Genomic DNA, 16,330 nt, shown 5'->3' with positions numbered 1-16,330 from the left:
TGCTGGTCAGCCCGGCGGCATCGCGATGGCCTCGAGGAGCGACTCCTCGGCGCCGGCGAGGTGCCGCCGGAGCTCGTCGACGCACTCGTCCAGCTCGCCGCGTTCGAGCAGCCGGATGAGCTTGCGGTGGGAGGCGACCTGCTGGCGCGCGTCCTGCCGCAGCGCGTCCACCCGGGCCAGCGCGAGCCGGGCCTCACTGGTGACCGAGTCGGCGGTCGCGATCAGCCGCTCGCTACCGGTCAGCGCGACCAGGCTGCGGTGGATGGCCAGATGGGTCTCGGTCAGCGCCTCCGGGTCGGCGCCGTCCTTGGCGGTCGCGGCGAACACCCGCATCGCCTCGCGGACCCGCTCCCGGGCCGCCTCGTCGGCGTCGAACCAGGCGCGGATGCCCGCTGACTCCAGGACGAACCGGGCCCGGCAGATGTCGGCCACCGCCTCGGGGTGCAGGATCGCGACGCTGACGCCCTTGTTCGGCTCGCGGACCGCGAGCCCCTCGGTGACCAGCATCGTCATCGCCTCGCGGATCGTGCTCCGCGCGACCCCCAGCGCCTCGGCCAGCGGCTGCTCGCGCAGCGGCGTACCCGGTTCCAGGTCGCCCGCGAACATGGCGGCACGCAGCGCGTCGACCACCCGGTCCACCGTGGTCGAGCGGTCCACCCGCAGCCGTTCGTACATGGGAGGATTCTCGTCCAGACCCGGCCGGTTGTCGCGCCCGCCCCGCCCCGGCGGCCGGCCTGATGCTCCTATAGACCCGGAGCCGTCAAGTCTGGGTTGTGAGCGCTTGGGTGATGAGGGGTAGGAGTTCGCGGCAGAGGTTGCGTTTGAGGCAGCGGATGACTTCTTTGGTGGTTTTGCCTTCGGCGCGTCGGCGGGCGACGTAGGCGCGGGTGGGCTGGTGGTGGCGCATGCGGACCAAGACGATGGTGTGCAGGGCGGTGTTGGCTTGGCGGTCGCCGCCGCGGTTAAGGCGGACGCGGTGGGTGCGGCCGGAGGCGACGGGAACCGGAGATGCCCCGCAGACGGCCGCGAAGGCGGCGTTGCTGTGCAGTCGGTGGGGGTTGTCGCCGGCGGTGGTGAGGAGTTGGCCTGCTGTTTCGGGGCCGAGGCCGCAGCGTTCGAGCAGGGCCGGTGCGGCCTGGTGGGTGAGAGTGCGCAGTTGGGTGTCGGCGTCGGTGACTTCCTCGGTCAGGTGCTGGCAGCGGCGGGCGAGGCGGCGCAGCGCGGTCTTGGTGGCTTGGACCGGGTCGGTCAGATCGGTGGTGGGGCGTAGTGCGGAGGTGGCGTGGATGAGTTGGTCGGTGGTGAGGCCGGCGAGTTGTCCGCGTAGTGGTTCCGGCGCGGTGGTGACGAGCTGGCGCAAGGTGTTGATGGCGGCGGTCCGGGCCTTGATCGCGCCGGAGCGGGTGGTACGCACGACGCGAATGGACTCCACGATCCCCGTACGGGTCTTCGGTGTGCCGGTCGCGGTGCCGGCCAGGACCGCTCGGGCGGCGGCCTCAGCGTCGATCGGGTCGGACTTGCCGCGGCGGCGGCGGTTCTGCCGGTTCGGTCGTGACACCTCCACCACCCGGACGTGTTCGGAGGTCAGCAGCCGGGCGAGGCCGGCGCCGTAGCTGCCGGTGCCCTCGACCCGACCACGGCAAGGTCGCCGAAACCCCTCAGCCAGGTCAGTAGCTGCTTCTCCCCGGCGTTGGTGGCCGGGAACTGGGCATGGGCAAGCAGTCGGCCGAGGTGATCCAGGCAGGCGGCGGTGTGGGTGTCTAAGTGGGTGTCGACCCCGCCGACGACTTCGCCTGATCCGGCGATGTCGGTGATGTCGAAGTGAGTAACGCCGATCGGGTCTGTCATCGTAGAGACAGCCGTCCTTCCGTTGTGCGAACCGACACGGGACGGCACGCACCGCCGGTCCGGGCGGACAGCACATGGACGGGCCTCTGCGACAGGCTCCTATCAGGTCACGTTCCGTCCGGCCGGTGCGTGCAGCTCGCCGGCCGGAGACGGATCAGCCCGAAGTCAACCCCTGTTGCCGGTGACGGTGGATAACTGAGTCATCCGGCCAGCGAACCCATCATCCATGTGGATAACTCCCGACACGATGACCCGGTTTTCGGGCACCATTTTCCTCACGTGGTCGCCCCTTCCGTGGACCGGCGCGGAAGCCACTCGAGCCTGTGAGGAGCAGACCGTGGATGGTGCCAAGAAACTGCTGCCGCTCCTCGCGGCACCGTTTCTGCTGGCCTTTGCGCTCGCGCTCGCTCTCGTGTTCCTGCTGGGCTCGTTGATGAACATCAACGCCGAGGCGGCGGCCTGCACCATGTCTCCGGCGAACGGCGCCGACTCGGCCTCGTTCGCGTGGCCGACCGACAAGCACGAGATCTCCCAGGACTGGGCCGATCCCGACCCGGACACCGGCAACAGCCACTCCGGGATGGACTTCAAGGTCGACGAGGGCAGCAAGGTCTACGCGGTTGCCGACGGCACCGTCTCCTCGGTCGCGAAGAACGAGATCGTGCTCAAGCTCGGAGAAGGGGCCGAGGCGCACTACAAGTACCTCAAGGACGTCCTGGTCAGCAACGGCAAGACCGTCAAGAAGGGCGACCAGATCGCCACTTCCGGTTCCGGCGACGAGGACCCGCCCGGACTGACCGGCGCGCACCTCCACCTCGAGATCTGGCTCGACAAGGACGGCGAGGGCCACCTCGAGAACGCGCACATGGACACGAACCCGTTCGTTGTCCAGGACACCGGTGACGACAGCAGTAATGCCTGCGGCTGCCCCGGCGGCGACCTGTCGGGTGCGAACAACCAGCAGAAGGCCTTCAATTACTTCGTCTCCCAGGGCTACACCAAGGAGCAGGCGGCGGGCGTGGTCGGCAACATGATCGCCGAGTCCGGCGTCGAGCCTGGCCGGAAGCAGGGCACCCCGCCCGGCACCGTGACCAAACCGGCGGACGTGGTGGACGCCCCCGGCAACGTCGGCTGGGGCATCGTGCAGTGGACCCCGCCCGGCAAGATGATCAAGCCGTCGCGGACCGCGGGCGCCAGTGACGACCAGATCGCCTCGCTGGCGTTCCAGTTGGACTTCCTGCACAGACAGCTCCTCGGCCAGACGTCCTCCCCGGAGAAGGCGGCCGGTGACGCCCTCAAGGCGGCCACGACGGTCGAGGACGCGGCGCACGTCTTCGCCGACAAGTACGAGCGGTTCGGCGGCCACGAGGACCCGAACGCGCCGACGTACGCCGAGCGCGAGGCGAACGCGCGGCACGTGCTGTCGACGTTCGGCGGCGGCGCGACCGATCCGAAGGACGCCTCGGCCCCGGTGGACCCGTGCGGCGCGGGCAGCGGGAACATCGCCGAGGTCGCGAAGAACCTCGCCTGGCCGCAAGGCCCGAAGGCGCACTGGAGCGTCGACCCGAGTGAGGCGAAGCCGGAGTACGTCGCGGCGATCGAGAAGTACGACGGCGTCACGAAGGACAACTGGCGGTCGCTCGACGACCCGTACTCCGACTGTGGGCGGTTCGTCGCGACGGTGGTGCGGATGAGCGGCGCCGACCCGAACTTCCCACAGGTCTACACCCCGACCCAGCGGCAGTACATGCTCGACCACCCGGAGAAGTACGACCACTGGGAAAACGAGCCACCGGGCGGGTACAAGCCGGGTGACATCTTGAACGGACCGGGACACACCTATCTGTACGTCGGCCCCTGGGGCGATGGTGGTGGGTGGAACTCCGCGGCCGGATCCCTCGGCCAGCACGTCCCGACAGCTGACAACCTGTACGGTGTCGGCCCGGACGGGTTCTGGGTGTTCCGGGTCAAGGGCGGGACCACGCCGACGACGACGCCGAAGAACTGAGCAAGGACGGGATGAGCAATGCTTGAGGAGAACCGCGGACTGTTGAGGTTCGGCGCCGTCGTACTGGTGGTGGTCCTCGTCGTGGTCGGTGGCGTCCTGCTGTTCCGCGGCGGCTCGAACACCAAGCTCACGGTGATGTCGATCCCGAACGACCTGACGCTGCGGCTCGACGGCCACGAGATCCCGGCGAACGGCGAGGTCAACGTCAAGTCCGGCAAGCACACGCTGGAAGGCTCGCGGCCCGGGTTCCAGAGCTACACCCAGACGATCGACATCTCCGGCAAGGCGCTCAACTACAAAATGTACCTGTACGCGAACGGCCCCGAAGGTCGCGAGTGGGCGCAGCGCAACCCCGAGCAGGAGCTGGAGCTCGAACACGAAGCCGGCAAGAACTACGACGAGATGGTCGACCGGCTGCGCGCCAAGTACCCGGTCCTGGCCTACCTCCCGTACGTCGGCGACGGCTTCGAGGCCTCCCAGGCCCCCTCCAAGTCCGACCCGAACAACCCCGAAGCCATCTCCCTGGCCATCGAGGTCTACGGCCCCCAAGGCAAAACCAAAGCCCTCCAATGGATCCAAGGCTACGGCTGGAACCCCACCACCCTCGACATAATCTGGACCACCGGCAAGTAACCCCCCGCCGGCACCTGTCAGGCGGGGAGGATGAGCTCGCCGCCGGGGGTGGTGATGGCGGCCAGCGGGAAGTCCAGGGGGTTGGTGAGGCAGCGCGCCGAGCCGCCGCCCTTGTGGAACTCGGAGAGGTCCAGGACGACCACCCGCAGACCGAGGCCGGTGAGGATCTCGTGCAGGCGAGGCGAGCACGCCGGCATGATGATCGTCTCGCCGACAACGATCGAGTTCGCCGAGAACGCGAACGCCTCCTCGTCGGTCAGCACGATCGGATCCGGCACGATCCCGGACAGCTCCGCCTGACTCGCGGCGTCGAAGGCCGGCGGGTAGACCATCGCGTGCGTGCTGTCCACCGGGCAGAACGGCAGATCGAGGTGGTACATCCCCTCGTGCGCGATCCGCAGCCCCCGGACCCGGATGTCCCACTCGGTCGCCAGGTGCTTCAGCGCCTCTCCGTCCGTCCGCGGCCCGTATCCGACAACCAGGCTGTCACCGAACACGAACGCGTCCCCGGACTCGAAGTGGGGCCCGACGCCCTCGCCGCCGACGCGGTCCAGCCGGAACCCGTGCCCGGTGAACCAGTCCGCCGCGCTCAGCGACTCCTTCCGGCGCGGCTCGAACCGCATGTGCGAGAGCATCGCGCGCCCGTCCGCGGCCGCCAGCCCGAGGTTCATCGCGTACACCATGTCCGGCGAGTCCGCGCGCTGCTCCAGTACCTCGACCTCGCCGCCGGCGTCCACGATCGCCTGCCTCAGCGACTCCCACTGCTTGAGCGTCAGCGCGGGGTCCGGCTGGTCCTGCGTCGACATGTACGGGTTGATCACGTAGTCGATCCGGAAGTGGTCCGGCCGGACCATCAGATAGCGACGCCCCCACTCCAGCGGCTGACCCATGACACCCTCCCTGACCGTTGAGATCTGATTGCAAGATCCCCTGATTGTCCGACAATCAGTCAGTTTGAGGCCGGGAGTATCCGGAGTCAAACGCTGTGCGCGAGGTCGCTCCGGAGAGGCTGGTTCCGGGCTGGTGTAAGGACTAACCTGCGGGCATGACCCCTGACAACGAGGTTCGCTTTCGCGCCTGCCTGGACGATGTCGCGGCTTACAAGCCGGGCCGTCCGCCGGAGCGCTCGGACGGACGCCCGACGTACAAGCTGTCCAGCAACGAGAACCCGTACCCGCCGCTTCCCGGGGTACTGGCCGCCGCGACCGAGGCCGCCGCGCAGATGAACCGCTACCCGGACATGGGCGCGGTCGACCTGCTCGAGGCGCTCTCGGACCGGTTCGGCGTACCGGTGAGCGACCTCGCGGTCGGTACCGGATCGGTCGCCCTGCTTTACCACCTGCTGCAGGCGACGGTCGCGGACGGCGACGAGGTCGTGTACGCGTGGCGCTCGTTCGAGGCGTACCCGATCGCGGTCCAGCTGACCGGCGCCACCTCGGTCCAGGTCCCGCTGACCGCGGACGCCCGCCACGACTTCAAGGCGATGGAGGCGGCGATCACCGATCGTACGAAGGTCGTGCTGGTCTGTACGCCGAACAACCCGACAGGCCCGGTGGTACGACGGGACGAGCTGATCGCGTTCCTCGACGCCGTACCGTCCAATGTGCTGGTCGTGGTGGACGAGGCGTACCGCGAATTCGTCCGGGAGCCCGACGTCGTCGACGGCGTCGAGCTGTACCGCGACCGCCCGAACGTGCTGGTACTCCGGACGTTCTCGAAGGCGTACGGCCTGGCCGGATTCCGCGTCGGGTACGCGATCGGCCATCCGGAGGCCGTCGGCGCGATCCGCAAGTGCGCGCTTCCGTTCGGCGTCAGCCACGTCGCCCAGGCGGCCGCGATCGCATCGCTCTCCGTCGAGAACGAACTACTCGAACGCGTCGATGCCCTGGTGGAGGAGCGCGAGCGGGTCGTCAGCGAACTACAGGCGGCCGGTTGGAACGTCCCCGAAACCCAGACCAACTTCGTCTGGCTCGACCTGGGCGACGACACCGTCAAGTTCGCCGAAGCCGTCCAAGCCGAAGGCGTCTCAGTCCGCCCCTTCCCCGGCGACGGCGTCCGAGTAACCATCGGCGAACCCGAAGCCAACAACCTCTTCCTCACCGTAGCCCGAACCTGGCCCCACCAGCAGCACTAGCTCCCCGCGCCACTTGCGTACTGCTTACTGGGCCGCGGCTGAGACGGCTGGTGGTGACCGGGGGCGTGTGACGTCCCGCGCGTGCTGCGCGCCCGCTTAGTTCGTCGCTACGCTCCTCACTGCGGTCGCTCCGCCCGCTCCCACCCACCCGTGCGTTGCGCGGGCTGCCGCCCGCGTACTGCCGGCTGCCGCCGGCGTTTTGCGAGCTGTCGCTCGCGGGTGAGTGCTTGGCGCGGGCTCGGAGTGAAGCGGCTGGTGGTGAGCGGGCGCGTGTGGTTGCCCCGCGTACTGCGCGAATGATCCCGCCGACCCCGTGAGTTGCGCACTCGCGCCTGCCTCCGAGTGCTTGGTGGGAGCCTCTGGGTGGATGGTGGTGACCGGGCGTGTGGTTCGTCCCGCGCGTGCTGCGCGCCTCAAGGTTCGTCGGTGGCTACTGAGCGCGTGGCTTCGCGTGCATCCATCTGCCGTGAGTTGCGGGCGTCCGCCTGTCGTCGCTGCCGACCGTTGTGAGCTGCTCGCGTGCGAGTGCTCATCCCAGGCACTTGGATGAAGTGCCTGGCGATGCCGAGGTGTGTTGGGGCGTCCGAGGGCGTGGGCCGAAGCACGGCCCGTGGCGGGAACGGTTGATGCCGGAGGGTGGTCCGGAGCGGCTCGGAGGTGGGGGACGACCGTCGCCTTACGGGATACCCGGGTCCGTGCCGTTGACAGCAGTTTAAGCCGAGGCGGGACACCTGGCAGTCGCTCGCGGGCCCCAGCCCGCAACTCGCCGGCGGCAGCCGGCAAACCCCGGCGGTAGCCGGAACCCCCGGCGGTAGCCGGAAGAACCCGGCGAAGCCGGAAGGCCCCCGGCGGTAGCCGAACACCCCCGGCGGTAGCCGAACACCCCCGGCGGAAGCCGGGAGAACCCGGCGCCAGCCGGAAACGGCCCGGCGCCAGCCGGAAGCTGATCTTCCGGGCGCGAGCCCGGGGTGGGTGGGAGCGTGCGGAGTGGCCGCGTCTGAGGAGCGGAGCGACGAGGCTAGCGGCCGCGTAGCAGGCGTGGGTCGACTGACCAGCAGGCGTGGGTCGGCTGACCAGCGCCGCGTGGGTCGGCTGACCGGCACGACGGGTCGACTGCGCAGTACCCGGGGGCGTCTAGCCGGCAGGCGGAGGTTGGTGGTGGACATAAAAGATGCGGCGCCGGGAGGAGTGAGGCTTGCTCCCGGCGCCGCGGTGTTGCGGGTGTTGCGCCGAATCAGTCAACCCACCGAGGTGGCTGGTTCGGGTCCTGCATCACTGACCAGGGAGGGTCAGTTGTTCTGCGTGGAGTCCTGCTCGCAGGTCTTGAGCGAGTCGACGGAGTTGCCGTCGTTGTCCAGACCCAGGATCCCAACCGGGTTCGTCAGCGGGACGTTGCCGCCGATGCCGGTCGCCGAGATCTCGTTGTGGCAGACCTGCCACGGGCCGACGTTGTTGCGGCTCACGGAGACAACGCCGTGGCCGTCAGCCTTGTACCACTTGCGGTTGTTCTGCTCGTTGCCCTGCTCGCAGGTCTTGACGGCGGTCACGCTGTTGCCGTCGTTGCCCCAGCCAACGATGCCGGTGATGTCCTCGGCCGGCACGTTGCCGCCGATGCCAGTGCCGGAACCGAAGTTGTGGCAAGCCTGGAACGGGCCGAGGTTGTTGTCGTCGATGGCGACCAGCGAGCCGTCCTTGTGGACGCCCCACCAGCGGGCGTGGTCCTTGCCGTAGCCCTGCTGGCTGACTGCCGACACCGAGTCAGCGAGGCCCGTGCCCTGCGCCTTCTTCTGCGCGTCGTCGAGCATGTTGGCGCCCGCGAAGCTCGCGACACCAAGGGTGGCAACGGTCGCCGCCGCAGCTGCGATGACGATCTTGCGAGTTACCTGCATTTTGCCAGGTTTCCTTTCGGGTTTGACGGATTCGTCTTAGTGGTAACGACGCCTGGCACACCCGGTTACAACCTTTTTTGTCAACTATCTGCGGCAGTCGGATGCCTGATGAAACAGCAATGTGGGCGAGCGGAAGTTGAGACAGAAGTGCCCGTAACCAGGCCGCAGATGCGTCGTTGAGTCAGCGCGGGTGACGGATGGGCCCGGTGAATCTGAAGATTGTTTCGGTGGGCTCGGTGGCTGCCGAATTGGCAATAGCACGATTCGTCGGAACAATTTGGAACCATTGCCGGAGTTTCGTGCCGTGTTTTTTCGGGGCAGGGCGCGACCGGCAGCCAGACCCGCTGCCGCGCGCATCGGCAGCGGTGGGAGACCCGGGTCCCTTGGGCCCGGGTCTTTCCTTTGATGAGTGCTACTGACTCCGCCGCCGTTCCGAACTGACGACGAGCGCCACCCCGACGATGATCACCGCGCCGCCGAGCAGGATCTGCCAGGTCAGGCTCTCGCTCAGGATCAGCCACCCGAGGAACACCGCGACCGCCGGGTTCACGTACGCGTACGTCCCGACCAGCGAGATCGGCGCGTTCGCGAGCAGATACGAGTACGCCGTGTACGCCAGCAGCGACCCGAACACCACGAGGTACGCGAGCCCGAACCACCCGCTGCCGTGGATCCGGTCGAGGTGCAACCGCCCCGGTTCGCCCCGCAGTACGCCGATCAGCACCATCGCCGTACCACCGAAGACCATTTCGTAGAGCGCCGTCACCAGCGGGTCACGCGGCAGGCCGAGCCGCGGCGCGTACCGCGAACCGGTGGCCCAGCAGATCGTGCCGACGACGAGGATCGCGACGGACCACGGCTTCGCACTCGTATTACCGCCCGACAGCGACAGCAGCGCCGCGCCGCCGAACCCGATCAGTACGCCGACCCAGGTCAGCGCTCGTGGTCGCTCGCCGCCGCCGACCCGCAGCAGCATCAGCCACAGTGGTACGGCGGCCACCAGCAGCGCCGCCAGACCCGAGGGAACGGTCTGCTCGGCGACCGCTACGGCGCCGTTGCCGAAAGCAAGGAGCATGATGCCGACCGCGGCCGCGCCGAGCGCCTCGCGGCGGGTGATCCGCAGCCGCCGCCAGCCCGACTTCAGGGCGAGGCCGGCCGCCATCAGTACGGCGGCGGTCAGGAAGCGGGCTGCCATCCCGAGCATCGGCGGGATCTGCGCCTCGACCACGACCCGGATCGCCAGGTACGTCGAACCCCAGACGACGTACACCACCCCGAGCGCGGTCCAGATCATCGCGCCGGAGGCCGGCCGGGAACCGGTCTCGACCACTCCGGCGGGGGCAGACGCCGCCATTGCGAACCCTCCTCGAGTCTGTCAGGGGTGTCTTACATGAACGATACTTACGCTAGGGCCCGCGCGCAGCGGCGCGCAAGCAAGATCCGGCCAGCAACCCACCGTTTCCCGCCAGCTCCACACGCCGATCCCCCGCCGGGCACCCGTGCCGCCGCGTAGGCACCTCCTTGATCGAGACCAACTTGTGACAGGTTCCGTCGGCACCCGAATAATCTGTAATATGAGCGCACCGATAGGACCAGTGGTTGGACTGGTGTCTCACCGCAGGACCGTTTTCGGTACCGCCGTACCCGCCGGAGTCCAGACAGTTAGCGGATCAGGCACCTGGTCTGTACGGTGTCCGGCAAGATGGGAGTGAGACCAGTGAGGAGGTCCACTGCCAACAGTGCATCAACCCCTGGAACCACGCGGACCTGCCTGCGAAGCCTCACCCGGCAACAGCCGGTGGACCGCGTGCACCGTTGCGGTCGCGGCGATCCCGCGCTCGAACCCGAGGAGTGCATGTGAGTGAGTCGGTGCCGGGCCCTGTCCCGGAAGTGTTCGCGCCCCACGAGGCGCCGGTCAGTCCGCCCCAGGCCTCCGAAGAGGTCGAGTTCGTCCAGCTGCTGACGCCCGAAGGTGAGCGCGTCGAGCACCCGGACTACTCGTTCGATCTCGACGACGAGACGATCAAGGGCTTCTATCGGGACATGGTCCTGGTACGCCGGATCGATACCGAGGCGACCGCCCTGCAGCGCCAGGGTGAGCTCGGCCTGTGGGCGTCCCTGCTCGGCCAGGAAGCGGCGCAGATCGGCTCCGGCCGGGCCCTGAACAAGAAGGACATGGTCTTCCCGACGTATCGGGAACACGGTGTCGCCTGGTGCCAGGGGGTCAACCCGCTGAACCTGCTCGGCCTGTTCCGCGGGGTCGACCAGGGCGCATGGGACCCGAAGGACAACAACTTCCATCTGTACACGATCGTGATCGGCGCGCAGACGCTGCACGCGACCGGGTACGCGATGGGCCAGCAGCGCGACCACGCGGTCGGCGACCCGGACAACGGCGAGGCCACGATCGCGTACTTCGGTGACGGCGCGAGCAGCCAGGGTGACGTCAACGAGGCGTTCATCTGGGCCTCGGTGTTCAACGCCCCGGTCGTCTTCTTCTGCCAGAACAACCAGTGGGCCATCTCGGAGCCGATCGACCGGCAGACCCGGATCCCGCTGTACCAGCGCGCGGCGGGCTTCGGCTTCCCGGGCGTCCGCGTCGACGGCAACGACGTACTCGCGACGTACGCCGTCACTCAGCAGGCCCTGAAGCGCGCCCGCGAGGGCAGCGGGCCGTCGCTGATCGAGGCGTACACGTACCGGATGGGCGCCCACACCACCTCCGACGACCCGACCAAGTACCGGCTCAGCGAGGACCTCGAGCACTGGAAGCTCAAGGACCCGATCGAGCGCGTGCACGCGTACCTGGCCCGGCACGCGGGGGTCGACCACGACTTCTTCGACGAGGTCGACGCCGAGGGCGACAAGATCGCGGCCGAGCTGCGGGCCGGCTGTCTCGCGCTGCCGGACCCGGTGCTCACCGACTTCTTCCAGAACGTGTACGTCGACGAGACGCCGCAACTGGCCGAGCAACGCGACCAGTACGTGGCGTACGCGGCTTCGTTCGAAGGCGAGGGCTGAGCGATGACCAAGATCACTCTCGGCAAGGCCATCAACGCCGGACTCCGGGCCGCGATGGAGAAGGACCCGAAGGTCGTCGTGATGGGCGAGGACATCGGCAAGCTCGGCGGCGTCTTCCGGGTCACCGAAGGTCTGCAGAAGGACTTCGGCGAGGACCGGGTGATCGACACCCCGCTGGCCGAGTCCGGCATCATCGGTACGGCGGTCGGCCTCGCGCTGCGCGGGTACCGCCCGGTGTGCGAGATCCAGTTCGACGGCTTCGTGTTCCCGGCGTACGACCAGATCATCAACCAGGTCGCGAAGATGCACTACCGGTCGATGGGCAAGATCACCATGCCGGTCGTCATCCGGATCCCGTACGGCGGCGGCATCGGCGCGGTCGAGCACCACTCGGAGTCGCCGGAGACGCTGTTCGCGCACGTCCCGGGGCTCAAGGTGATCTCCTGCGGCGACCCCGTCGACGCGTACTGGATGATCCAGCAGGCGATCGCGTCCGACGACCCCGTGGTTTTCTTCGAGCCCAAGCGGCGGTACCACGAGAAGGCCGAGCTGGACGAGTCCGCGCCGCCGGCCCTGCCGCTGCACAAGGCGAAGGTGGTCCGTGAAGGTACGGACGCGACGCTGCTCTGTTATGGGCCAATGGTGAAGACGTGCCTGCAGGCCGCCGAGGCCGCGGTCGAGGACGGACGCAACCTGGAGGTCATCGACCTGCGGACGATCGCGCCGTTCGATCTGCCGACGATCTTCTCCTCCGTGAAGAAGACCCGGCGGGCGGTCGTGGTGCACGAGGCGCCGTACTCGTTCGGTCCCGGGTCGGAGATCGCGGCGCGGGTGACCGAGGAGTGCTTCTACCACCTCGAGGCCCCGGTGCTGCGCGTGACCGGGTACGACACCCCCTATCCGCCGTCGCGGATGGAGGACGAGTACCTGCCGGACCTGGACCGCGTCCTGGACGGCGTCGACCGGGTGATGGGGTACTGATGGGCATTCAGCAGTTCCGGCTCCCGGACGTCGGTGAAGGTCTCGTCGAGGCCGAGATCGTCAGCTGGAAGGTCAAGCCGGGCGACACCGTCAAGCTCAACGACACCATCGTCGAGATCGAGACCGCGAAGTCGCTGGTCGAGCTTCCGGTTCCGTTCGCCGGCGTGATCACCGACCTGCTCGTGCCGGAGGGCGAAACCGTCCCGGTCGGTACGCCGATCATCTCGGTCCAGACCGAGTCCGCGGGCGAGGAACCGCTCGCCGACGACATGGTCCCGTCCATCCCGGAGCCGGAGGAATCCGGCGGCCGCACCGCGGTCCTGGTCGGCTACGGCCCCAAAACCACCGAATCCAAACGCCGCCAACGCAAACCCGCCCCCACCCCAGGCGGCACGCCCACACCGGTCGGCACGCCGGGCACAGCCGGCGCGGCTTTGGCTGCGACGCCGGCCCCGCCACCAGCGCCCGCGACCGCGGCGCCCGCGGCGTTCGCGCCCACGGCACCCGCTGGCACCGGCCAGGCACCCGCCGCACCGCCCTCGACCCCAGCGCCGGCCGCGGGAGGCAACGGGACGGTGCACGTGCTGGCCAAGCCGCCGGTGCGGAAGTTGGCGAAGGACCTCGGGATCGACCTCGCCACGGTGACGGCGACCGGTGCAGGTGGCGTCATCACCCGGGCGGACGTCGAGGCCTATGTAGCGGCCCCGGCCGACGCGCCGGTTGCCACGGTACCGGCGTACGAACCGGCACCGGTGATCAGCGGACGCGAGGACACCCGCGTACCGGTGAAGGGCGTACAGAAGGTGATGGCGCAGGCGATGGTTGCCAGCGCGTTCACCGCCCCGCACGTCACCGAGTGGATCACCGTCGACGTCAGCGCCACGATGGAGCTCGTCGAGCGGTTGAAGTCGGACCGCGCGTTCAAGGATCTGCGCGTCTCCCCGCTGCTGATCGTCGCGAAGGCGGTCACCCTGGCGGCCCGCCGTACGCCGATCGTCAACGCCGCCTGGGACGAACAGGCCCAGGAGATCGTCTACAAGGGCGCGGTGAACCTCGGCATCGCCGCGGCCACCCCGCGCGGGCTGATCGTCCCGAACATCAAGGGCGCCGACTCGCTCACCCTCCCGGACCTGTGCCGGGCGCTCAACGACCTGGTCGCCACCGCTCGCGAGGGCAAGACGCAGCCGGCCGACCAGGCGGGCGGTTCGTTCACGATCACCAACGTCGGTGTGTTCGGCGTCGACGCCGGTACGCCGATCATCAACCCGGGCGAGGCCGCGATCCTCGCGTTCGGCGCGGTGCGCAAGCAGCCGTGGGTGGTGGACGACGAGATCGTGCCGCGGTGGATCACCACGCTCGCGCTGTCGTTCGACCACCGCCTGATCGACGGCGAGAAGGGTTCCACCTTCCTCGCCGACGTCGCCAGCATCCTCGAGGACCCGGCCCGCGCACTGATGTTCTGAATTCGAAGGCCCGGGCGAATTCACCCGGGCCTTCCTGTTTGACCTCAAGCGCTTTAAGTGTGTGACCGTGGCGGCATGACGGTTTTCACCATTCAGGAGGTCGCGCGGCGGAGCGGGTTGAGCGAGCCGACGCTGCGGTACTACGAGGACGTCGGGCTGATCGGCCCGATCGACCGGGACGCGCAGAGCGGTCACCGGCGGTACCAGAACGCTGACGTCGACACGCTCGAAGCGCTCGCCTGCCTGCGCGCGGTCGGCGTCGGCATCGGCGACATGCGTACGTACCTGGCGAACCGCGCCCGCGGACGCGAGGCCGCCGGTGAACAGCGCGACCTCCTGCTCCGGCACGCCGAACGCATCGAGGCCGAGATCGCGGCGCAGCAGGCGCGGCTGCGCTACCTCCGCGAGAAGGCCGCGCTCTGGGACGCCCGCGACCGCGGCGACGAGGCCGCCGAAGCCGCAACCATCGAGCGCCTCGTCGACGTCGTCGACGGTCTGGGAGCCCTCCGATGAGCCCGGCGCCCACGAGTCCGGTACTCGTGACAGGCGGTTCCGGTTACCTGGCGACGCATCTGATCGCGCGACTCCTGCGCGATGGTGCGGACGTCCGTACGACGGTCCGCTCTGTGGCACGTGCCGCCTCGGTGCGGGACGCCGTACGCCGTGGTGGTGCCGACGACACGCATCTGGAGTTCGTCGAGGCGGACCTGATGTCCGACGACGGCTGGAAGGCCGCGGTCGACGGCTGCACCGAGATCCACCACGTCGCGTCGCCGATCCCGGTCGTCCAACCCGAGGACCCGGACGAGCTGATCGTCCCGGCGCGCGAAGGCACGCTGCGAGTACTACGAGCAGCGCGAGACGCCGGCGCCCGACGCGTCGTACTGACCTCGTCCTTCGCCGCGGTCGGCTACACCCCGAAGCCCACCGCTGAGTACACCGAAGACGACTGGACAGACCCCGACACACCGGGCCTGGCGCCGTACCCACGGTCAAAGGCAATCGCCGAACGCGCCGCCTGGGGCCTCATGCAGGACGGTGCGACCGAACTGGTGGTGGTCAACCCCACCGCGATCTTCGGCCCCACGCTGACCACCGACCTACGCTCGTCGACCCAGCTGATCAAGATGATGCTCGACGGGACCATGACGGTCGTCCCACGCGCGCGCTTCGGAGTGGTCGACGTCCGCGATGTAGCCGACCTGCACATCCGCGCCATGATCACACCCGATGCCGCTGGCAACCGTTTCCTTGCCGTCGGCAATGATCCGGCCACGAGCTTCCTCGAGCTCTCGCAACTCCTCCACAACAGCCTCGGCGCGACCACACCCACGGAGGAAGCCCCGGGCCCCGACCTCCCACGCCCAACCATCCACAACACCCGAGCGCGCACCGTGCTCGGTTGGAATCCGCGTCCCCTCGAGACGACCATCGTGGAAACCGCTGAAAGCCTTCGTGACCTGGGTCTACTACCCCCAGGCATCCTCTGACCGCCAACGCCACCCCGCCATCGACGGCCGCCCGCGCCGCCCGACGACCAACGAGTGGTACGTCGCCTGCCAGCTCCTCGGCGGCTGCCGCAAGGTACGCCGTACGTCATCCGGGTCGGCGTCGATCGGGAACCGCAGGAAGATATGGAACTGCTCCTCGTCAGCATGCAGGGCAACCAGAAGCTTCCGCGGATCCCGATAGTCAACACCTGCCCAACTGAGCTCCAGACCGGCGATGTCCACCTCCCCGATGTCCACAGTCCGCTCCCAACCCTGGTCGTTGCCGAGTCTCTCGACCTCCACGTCGTACTGCGCGGCGTCGAACGAGACGCCGTGCTCCATGGGCGCATCACCGGACCAGTCCCAGTGCACGACACCGTCGACTCGACTGACCTCAGCCTCGGTCGAACCGCAGCCTGCCGAGCCGCAGCTGCACCGCCCGATCACGACCCGCCCGGCGGCGGCCAGGAGGTTGGCGGGCACGAGGAGGTCGAACGGGTGCATCCCCATCCCATCGACCTCCTCGGTGATCAGCTCGTCGTTGACGCGGATGACCACCTCAGGTCCGAGTTCCCCGTCCACGATTTCGAGGTGGAGGGTGTCGGTCGGCAGGCGCGCGTACGGCGTACCTTCGACAACCTGACCTGGTACCCGCGGATCCGGTCGAGGGATCGACAATTCGTCAAGCGCTCGGAGGAGAAGTGCCCTTCGATTTCGGGTGGTCAGCGGCGCCTCGGCAAGCTCTCGGAGAGAAGCCGACTCGAGCCCCTCGGTGATCGCGCGTCGTGCAGCTGCGATCATCGCCTCACCCCGCGGACTCCGTGCCGCTGCGTCGTACAGGCGCTGTTCGGGGGAGGTCTCCA

15 protein-coding genes are annotated in these 16,330 nt (G+C 68.6%); 8 read left to right on the top strand and 7 right to left on the bottom strand.

Going from position 1 to position 16,330, the window contains the following annotated elements; translation table 11 throughout:
• Positions 1-6: 6 nt before the first annotated feature.
• From FB475_RS14400 to FB475_RS37570, 3 genes are all read right to left on the bottom strand, one after another.
• Positions 7-675: a GntR family transcriptional regulator gene (locus tag FB475_RS14400; protein WP_141856249.1), complete on the bottom strand. Its 669-nt coding sequence runs from the start codon at positions 673-675 to the stop codon at positions 7-9.
• 85 nt (positions 676-760) lie between these two features.
• Positions 761-1,588 carry a transposase gene (locus tag FB475_RS14395; RefSeq protein ID WP_238332283.1) on the bottom strand — a complete coding sequence of 276 codons (828 nt, stop codon included), beginning with the start codon at positions 1,586-1,588 and terminating at the stop codon, positions 761-763.
• On the bottom strand, positions 1,585-1,848 hold the full coding sequence (locus FB475_RS37570) for a hypothetical protein (RefSeq protein WP_202878345.1): 264 nt from the start codon (positions 1,846-1,848) through the stop codon (positions 1,585-1,587). The genes FB475_RS14395 and FB475_RS37570 overlap by 4 nt, the downstream gene beginning before the upstream one ends.
• A gap of 337 nt (positions 1,849-2,185) precedes the next feature.
• Between FB475_RS37570 and FB475_RS14390 the strand changes: the two genes are divergently transcribed.
• Together FB475_RS14390 and FB475_RS14385 are read left to right on the top strand one after the other, a co-directional pair.
• Entirely contained in the window at positions 2,186-3,856 is a 1,671-nt protein-coding gene (locus FB475_RS14390; protein ID WP_185759252.1) for a phage tail tip lysozyme, read from the top strand.
• A gap of 18 nt (positions 3,857-3,874) precedes the next feature.
• Positions 3,875-4,489 carry an S-layer protein gene (locus tag FB475_RS14385; RefSeq protein ID WP_141856244.1) on the top strand — a complete coding sequence of 205 codons (615 nt, stop codon included), beginning with the start codon at positions 3,875-3,877 and terminating at the stop codon, positions 4,487-4,489.
• 17 nt (positions 4,490-4,506) lie between these two features.
• Here FB475_RS14385 and FB475_RS14380 read toward each other — a convergent pair whose 3' ends face one another.
• A complete protein-coding gene (locus FB475_RS14380) occupies positions 4,507-5,379 on the bottom strand; it encodes a dimethylarginine dimethylaminohydrolase family protein (RefSeq protein WP_141856242.1) in 873 nt (290 codons plus the stop codon).
• Between the two features lie 155 nt (positions 5,380-5,534).
• On the opposite strand from FB475_RS14380, the gene hisC reads away from it, so the two are divergent.
• Positions 5,535-6,623, top strand: coding sequence for a histidinol-phosphate transaminase (gene hisC / locus FB475_RS14375; RefSeq protein WP_141856240.1), 1,089 nt, complete (start codon positions 5,535-5,537; stop codon positions 6,621-6,623).
• Positions 6,624-7,912: 1,289 nt separating this feature from the next.
• On the opposite strand, the gene FB475_RS14370 is transcribed toward hisC, so the two are convergent.
• Entirely contained in the window at positions 7,913-8,512 is a 600-nt protein-coding gene (locus tag FB475_RS14370) for a hypothetical protein (RefSeq protein ID WP_141856238.1), read from the bottom strand.
• Positions 8,513-8,924: 412 nt separating this feature from the next.
• Positions 8,925-9,866 (bottom strand): EamA family transporter, encoded by a 942-nt coding sequence (locus tag FB475_RS14365; protein ID WP_141856236.1) that lies wholly within the window; start codon positions 9,864-9,866, stop codon positions 8,925-8,927.
• Between the two features lie 503 nt (positions 9,867-10,369).
• On the opposite strand from FB475_RS14365, the gene pdhA reads away from it, so the two are divergent.
• From pdhA to FB475_RS14340, 5 genes are all read left to right on the top strand, one after another.
• The gene (pdhA, locus tag FB475_RS14360; RefSeq protein ID WP_141856234.1) at positions 10,370-11,533 is read left to right on the top strand and encodes a pyruvate dehydrogenase (acetyl-transferring) E1 component subunit alpha; all 1,164 of its coding nucleotides are present in this window, start codon (positions 10,370-10,372) and stop codon (positions 11,531-11,533) included.
• Positions 11,534-11,536: 3 nt separating this feature from the next.
• On the top strand, positions 11,537-12,514 hold the full coding sequence (locus FB475_RS14355) for an alpha-ketoacid dehydrogenase subunit beta (RefSeq protein WP_141856232.1): 978 nt from the start codon (positions 11,537-11,539) through the stop codon (positions 12,512-12,514).
• Positions 12,514-13,977, top strand: a complete 1,464-nt coding sequence (locus tag FB475_RS14350; protein ID WP_141856231.1) for a dihydrolipoamide acetyltransferase family protein — start codon at positions 12,514-12,516, stop codon at positions 13,975-13,977. Before FB475_RS14355 ends, FB475_RS14350 begins: the two co-directional genes overlap by 1 nt.
• 75 nt (positions 13,978-14,052) lie before the next feature.
• Positions 14,053-14,490 (top strand): MerR family transcriptional regulator, encoded by a 438-nt coding sequence (locus tag FB475_RS14345; RefSeq protein WP_141856229.1) that lies wholly within the window; start codon positions 14,053-14,055, stop codon positions 14,488-14,490.
• Complete coding sequence (locus tag FB475_RS14340; RefSeq protein ID WP_141856227.1) at positions 14,487-15,467, top strand: NAD-dependent epimerase/dehydratase family protein; 981 nt, start codon at positions 14,487-14,489, stop codon at positions 15,465-15,467. The genes FB475_RS14345 and FB475_RS14340 overlap by 4 nt, the downstream gene beginning before the upstream one ends.
• Here FB475_RS14340 and FB475_RS14335 read toward each other — a convergent pair.
• Entirely contained in the window at positions 15,447-16,268 is an 822-nt protein-coding gene (locus tag FB475_RS14335) for a hypothetical protein (RefSeq protein ID WP_141856225.1), read from the bottom strand. The genes FB475_RS14340 and FB475_RS14335 overlap by 21 nt on opposite strands.
• Positions 16,269-16,330: the final 62 nt, after the last annotated feature.

The sequence above is a fragment of the Kribbella jejuensis genome, from assembly GCF_006715085.1.
In the GTDB taxonomy this organism is placed as follows: domain Bacteria; phylum Actinomycetota; class Actinomycetes; order Propionibacteriales; family Kribbellaceae; genus Kribbella; species Kribbella jejuensis.
Note: the sequence above shows the minus strand (reverse complement) of the source record. Positions and strands in the feature narration are given on the sequence as shown.

Coding starts and splice junctions, on each gene's coding strand:
- FB475_RS14400 (WP_141856249.1), bottom strand. CDS start 675: ATGTACGAACGGCTGCGGGTGGACCGCTCGACCACGGTGGACCGGGTG.
- FB475_RS37570 (WP_202878345.1), bottom strand. CDS start 1,848: ATGACAGACCCGATCGGCGTTACTCACTTCGACATCACCGACATCGCC.
- FB475_RS14385 (WP_141856244.1), top strand. CDS start 3,875: ATGCTTGAGGAGAACCGCGGACTGTTGAGGTTCGGCGCCGTCGTACTG.
- FB475_RS14380 (WP_141856242.1), bottom strand. CDS start 5,379: ATGGGTCAGCCGCTGGAGTGGGGGCGTCGCTATCTGATGGTCCGGCCG.
- hisC (WP_141856240.1), top strand. CDS start 5,535: ATGACCCCTGACAACGAGGTTCGCTTTCGCGCCTGCCTGGACGATGTC.
- FB475_RS14370 (WP_141856238.1), bottom strand. CDS start 8,512: ATGCAGGTAACTCGCAAGATCGTCATCGCAGCTGCGGCGGCGACCGTT.
- FB475_RS14365 (WP_141856236.1), bottom strand. CDS start 9,866: ATGGCGGCGTCTGCCCCCGCCGGAGTGGTCGAGACCGGTTCCCGGCCG.
- FB475_RS14355 (WP_141856232.1), top strand. CDS start 11,537: ATGACCAAGATCACTCTCGGCAAGGCCATCAACGCCGGACTCCGGGCC.
- FB475_RS14350 (WP_141856231.1), top strand. CDS start 12,514: ATGGGCATTCAGCAGTTCCGGCTCCCGGACGTCGGTGAAGGTCTCGTC.
- FB475_RS14345 (WP_141856229.1), top strand. CDS start 14,053: ATGACGGTTTTCACCATTCAGGAGGTCGCGCGGCGGAGCGGGTTGAGC.
- FB475_RS14340 (WP_141856227.1), top strand. CDS start 14,487: ATGAGCCCGGCGCCCACGAGTCCGGTACTCGTGACAGGCGGTTCCGGT.
- FB475_RS14335 (WP_141856225.1), bottom strand. CDS start 16,268: ATGATCGCAGCTGCACGACGCGCGATCACCGAGGGGCTCGAGTCGGCT.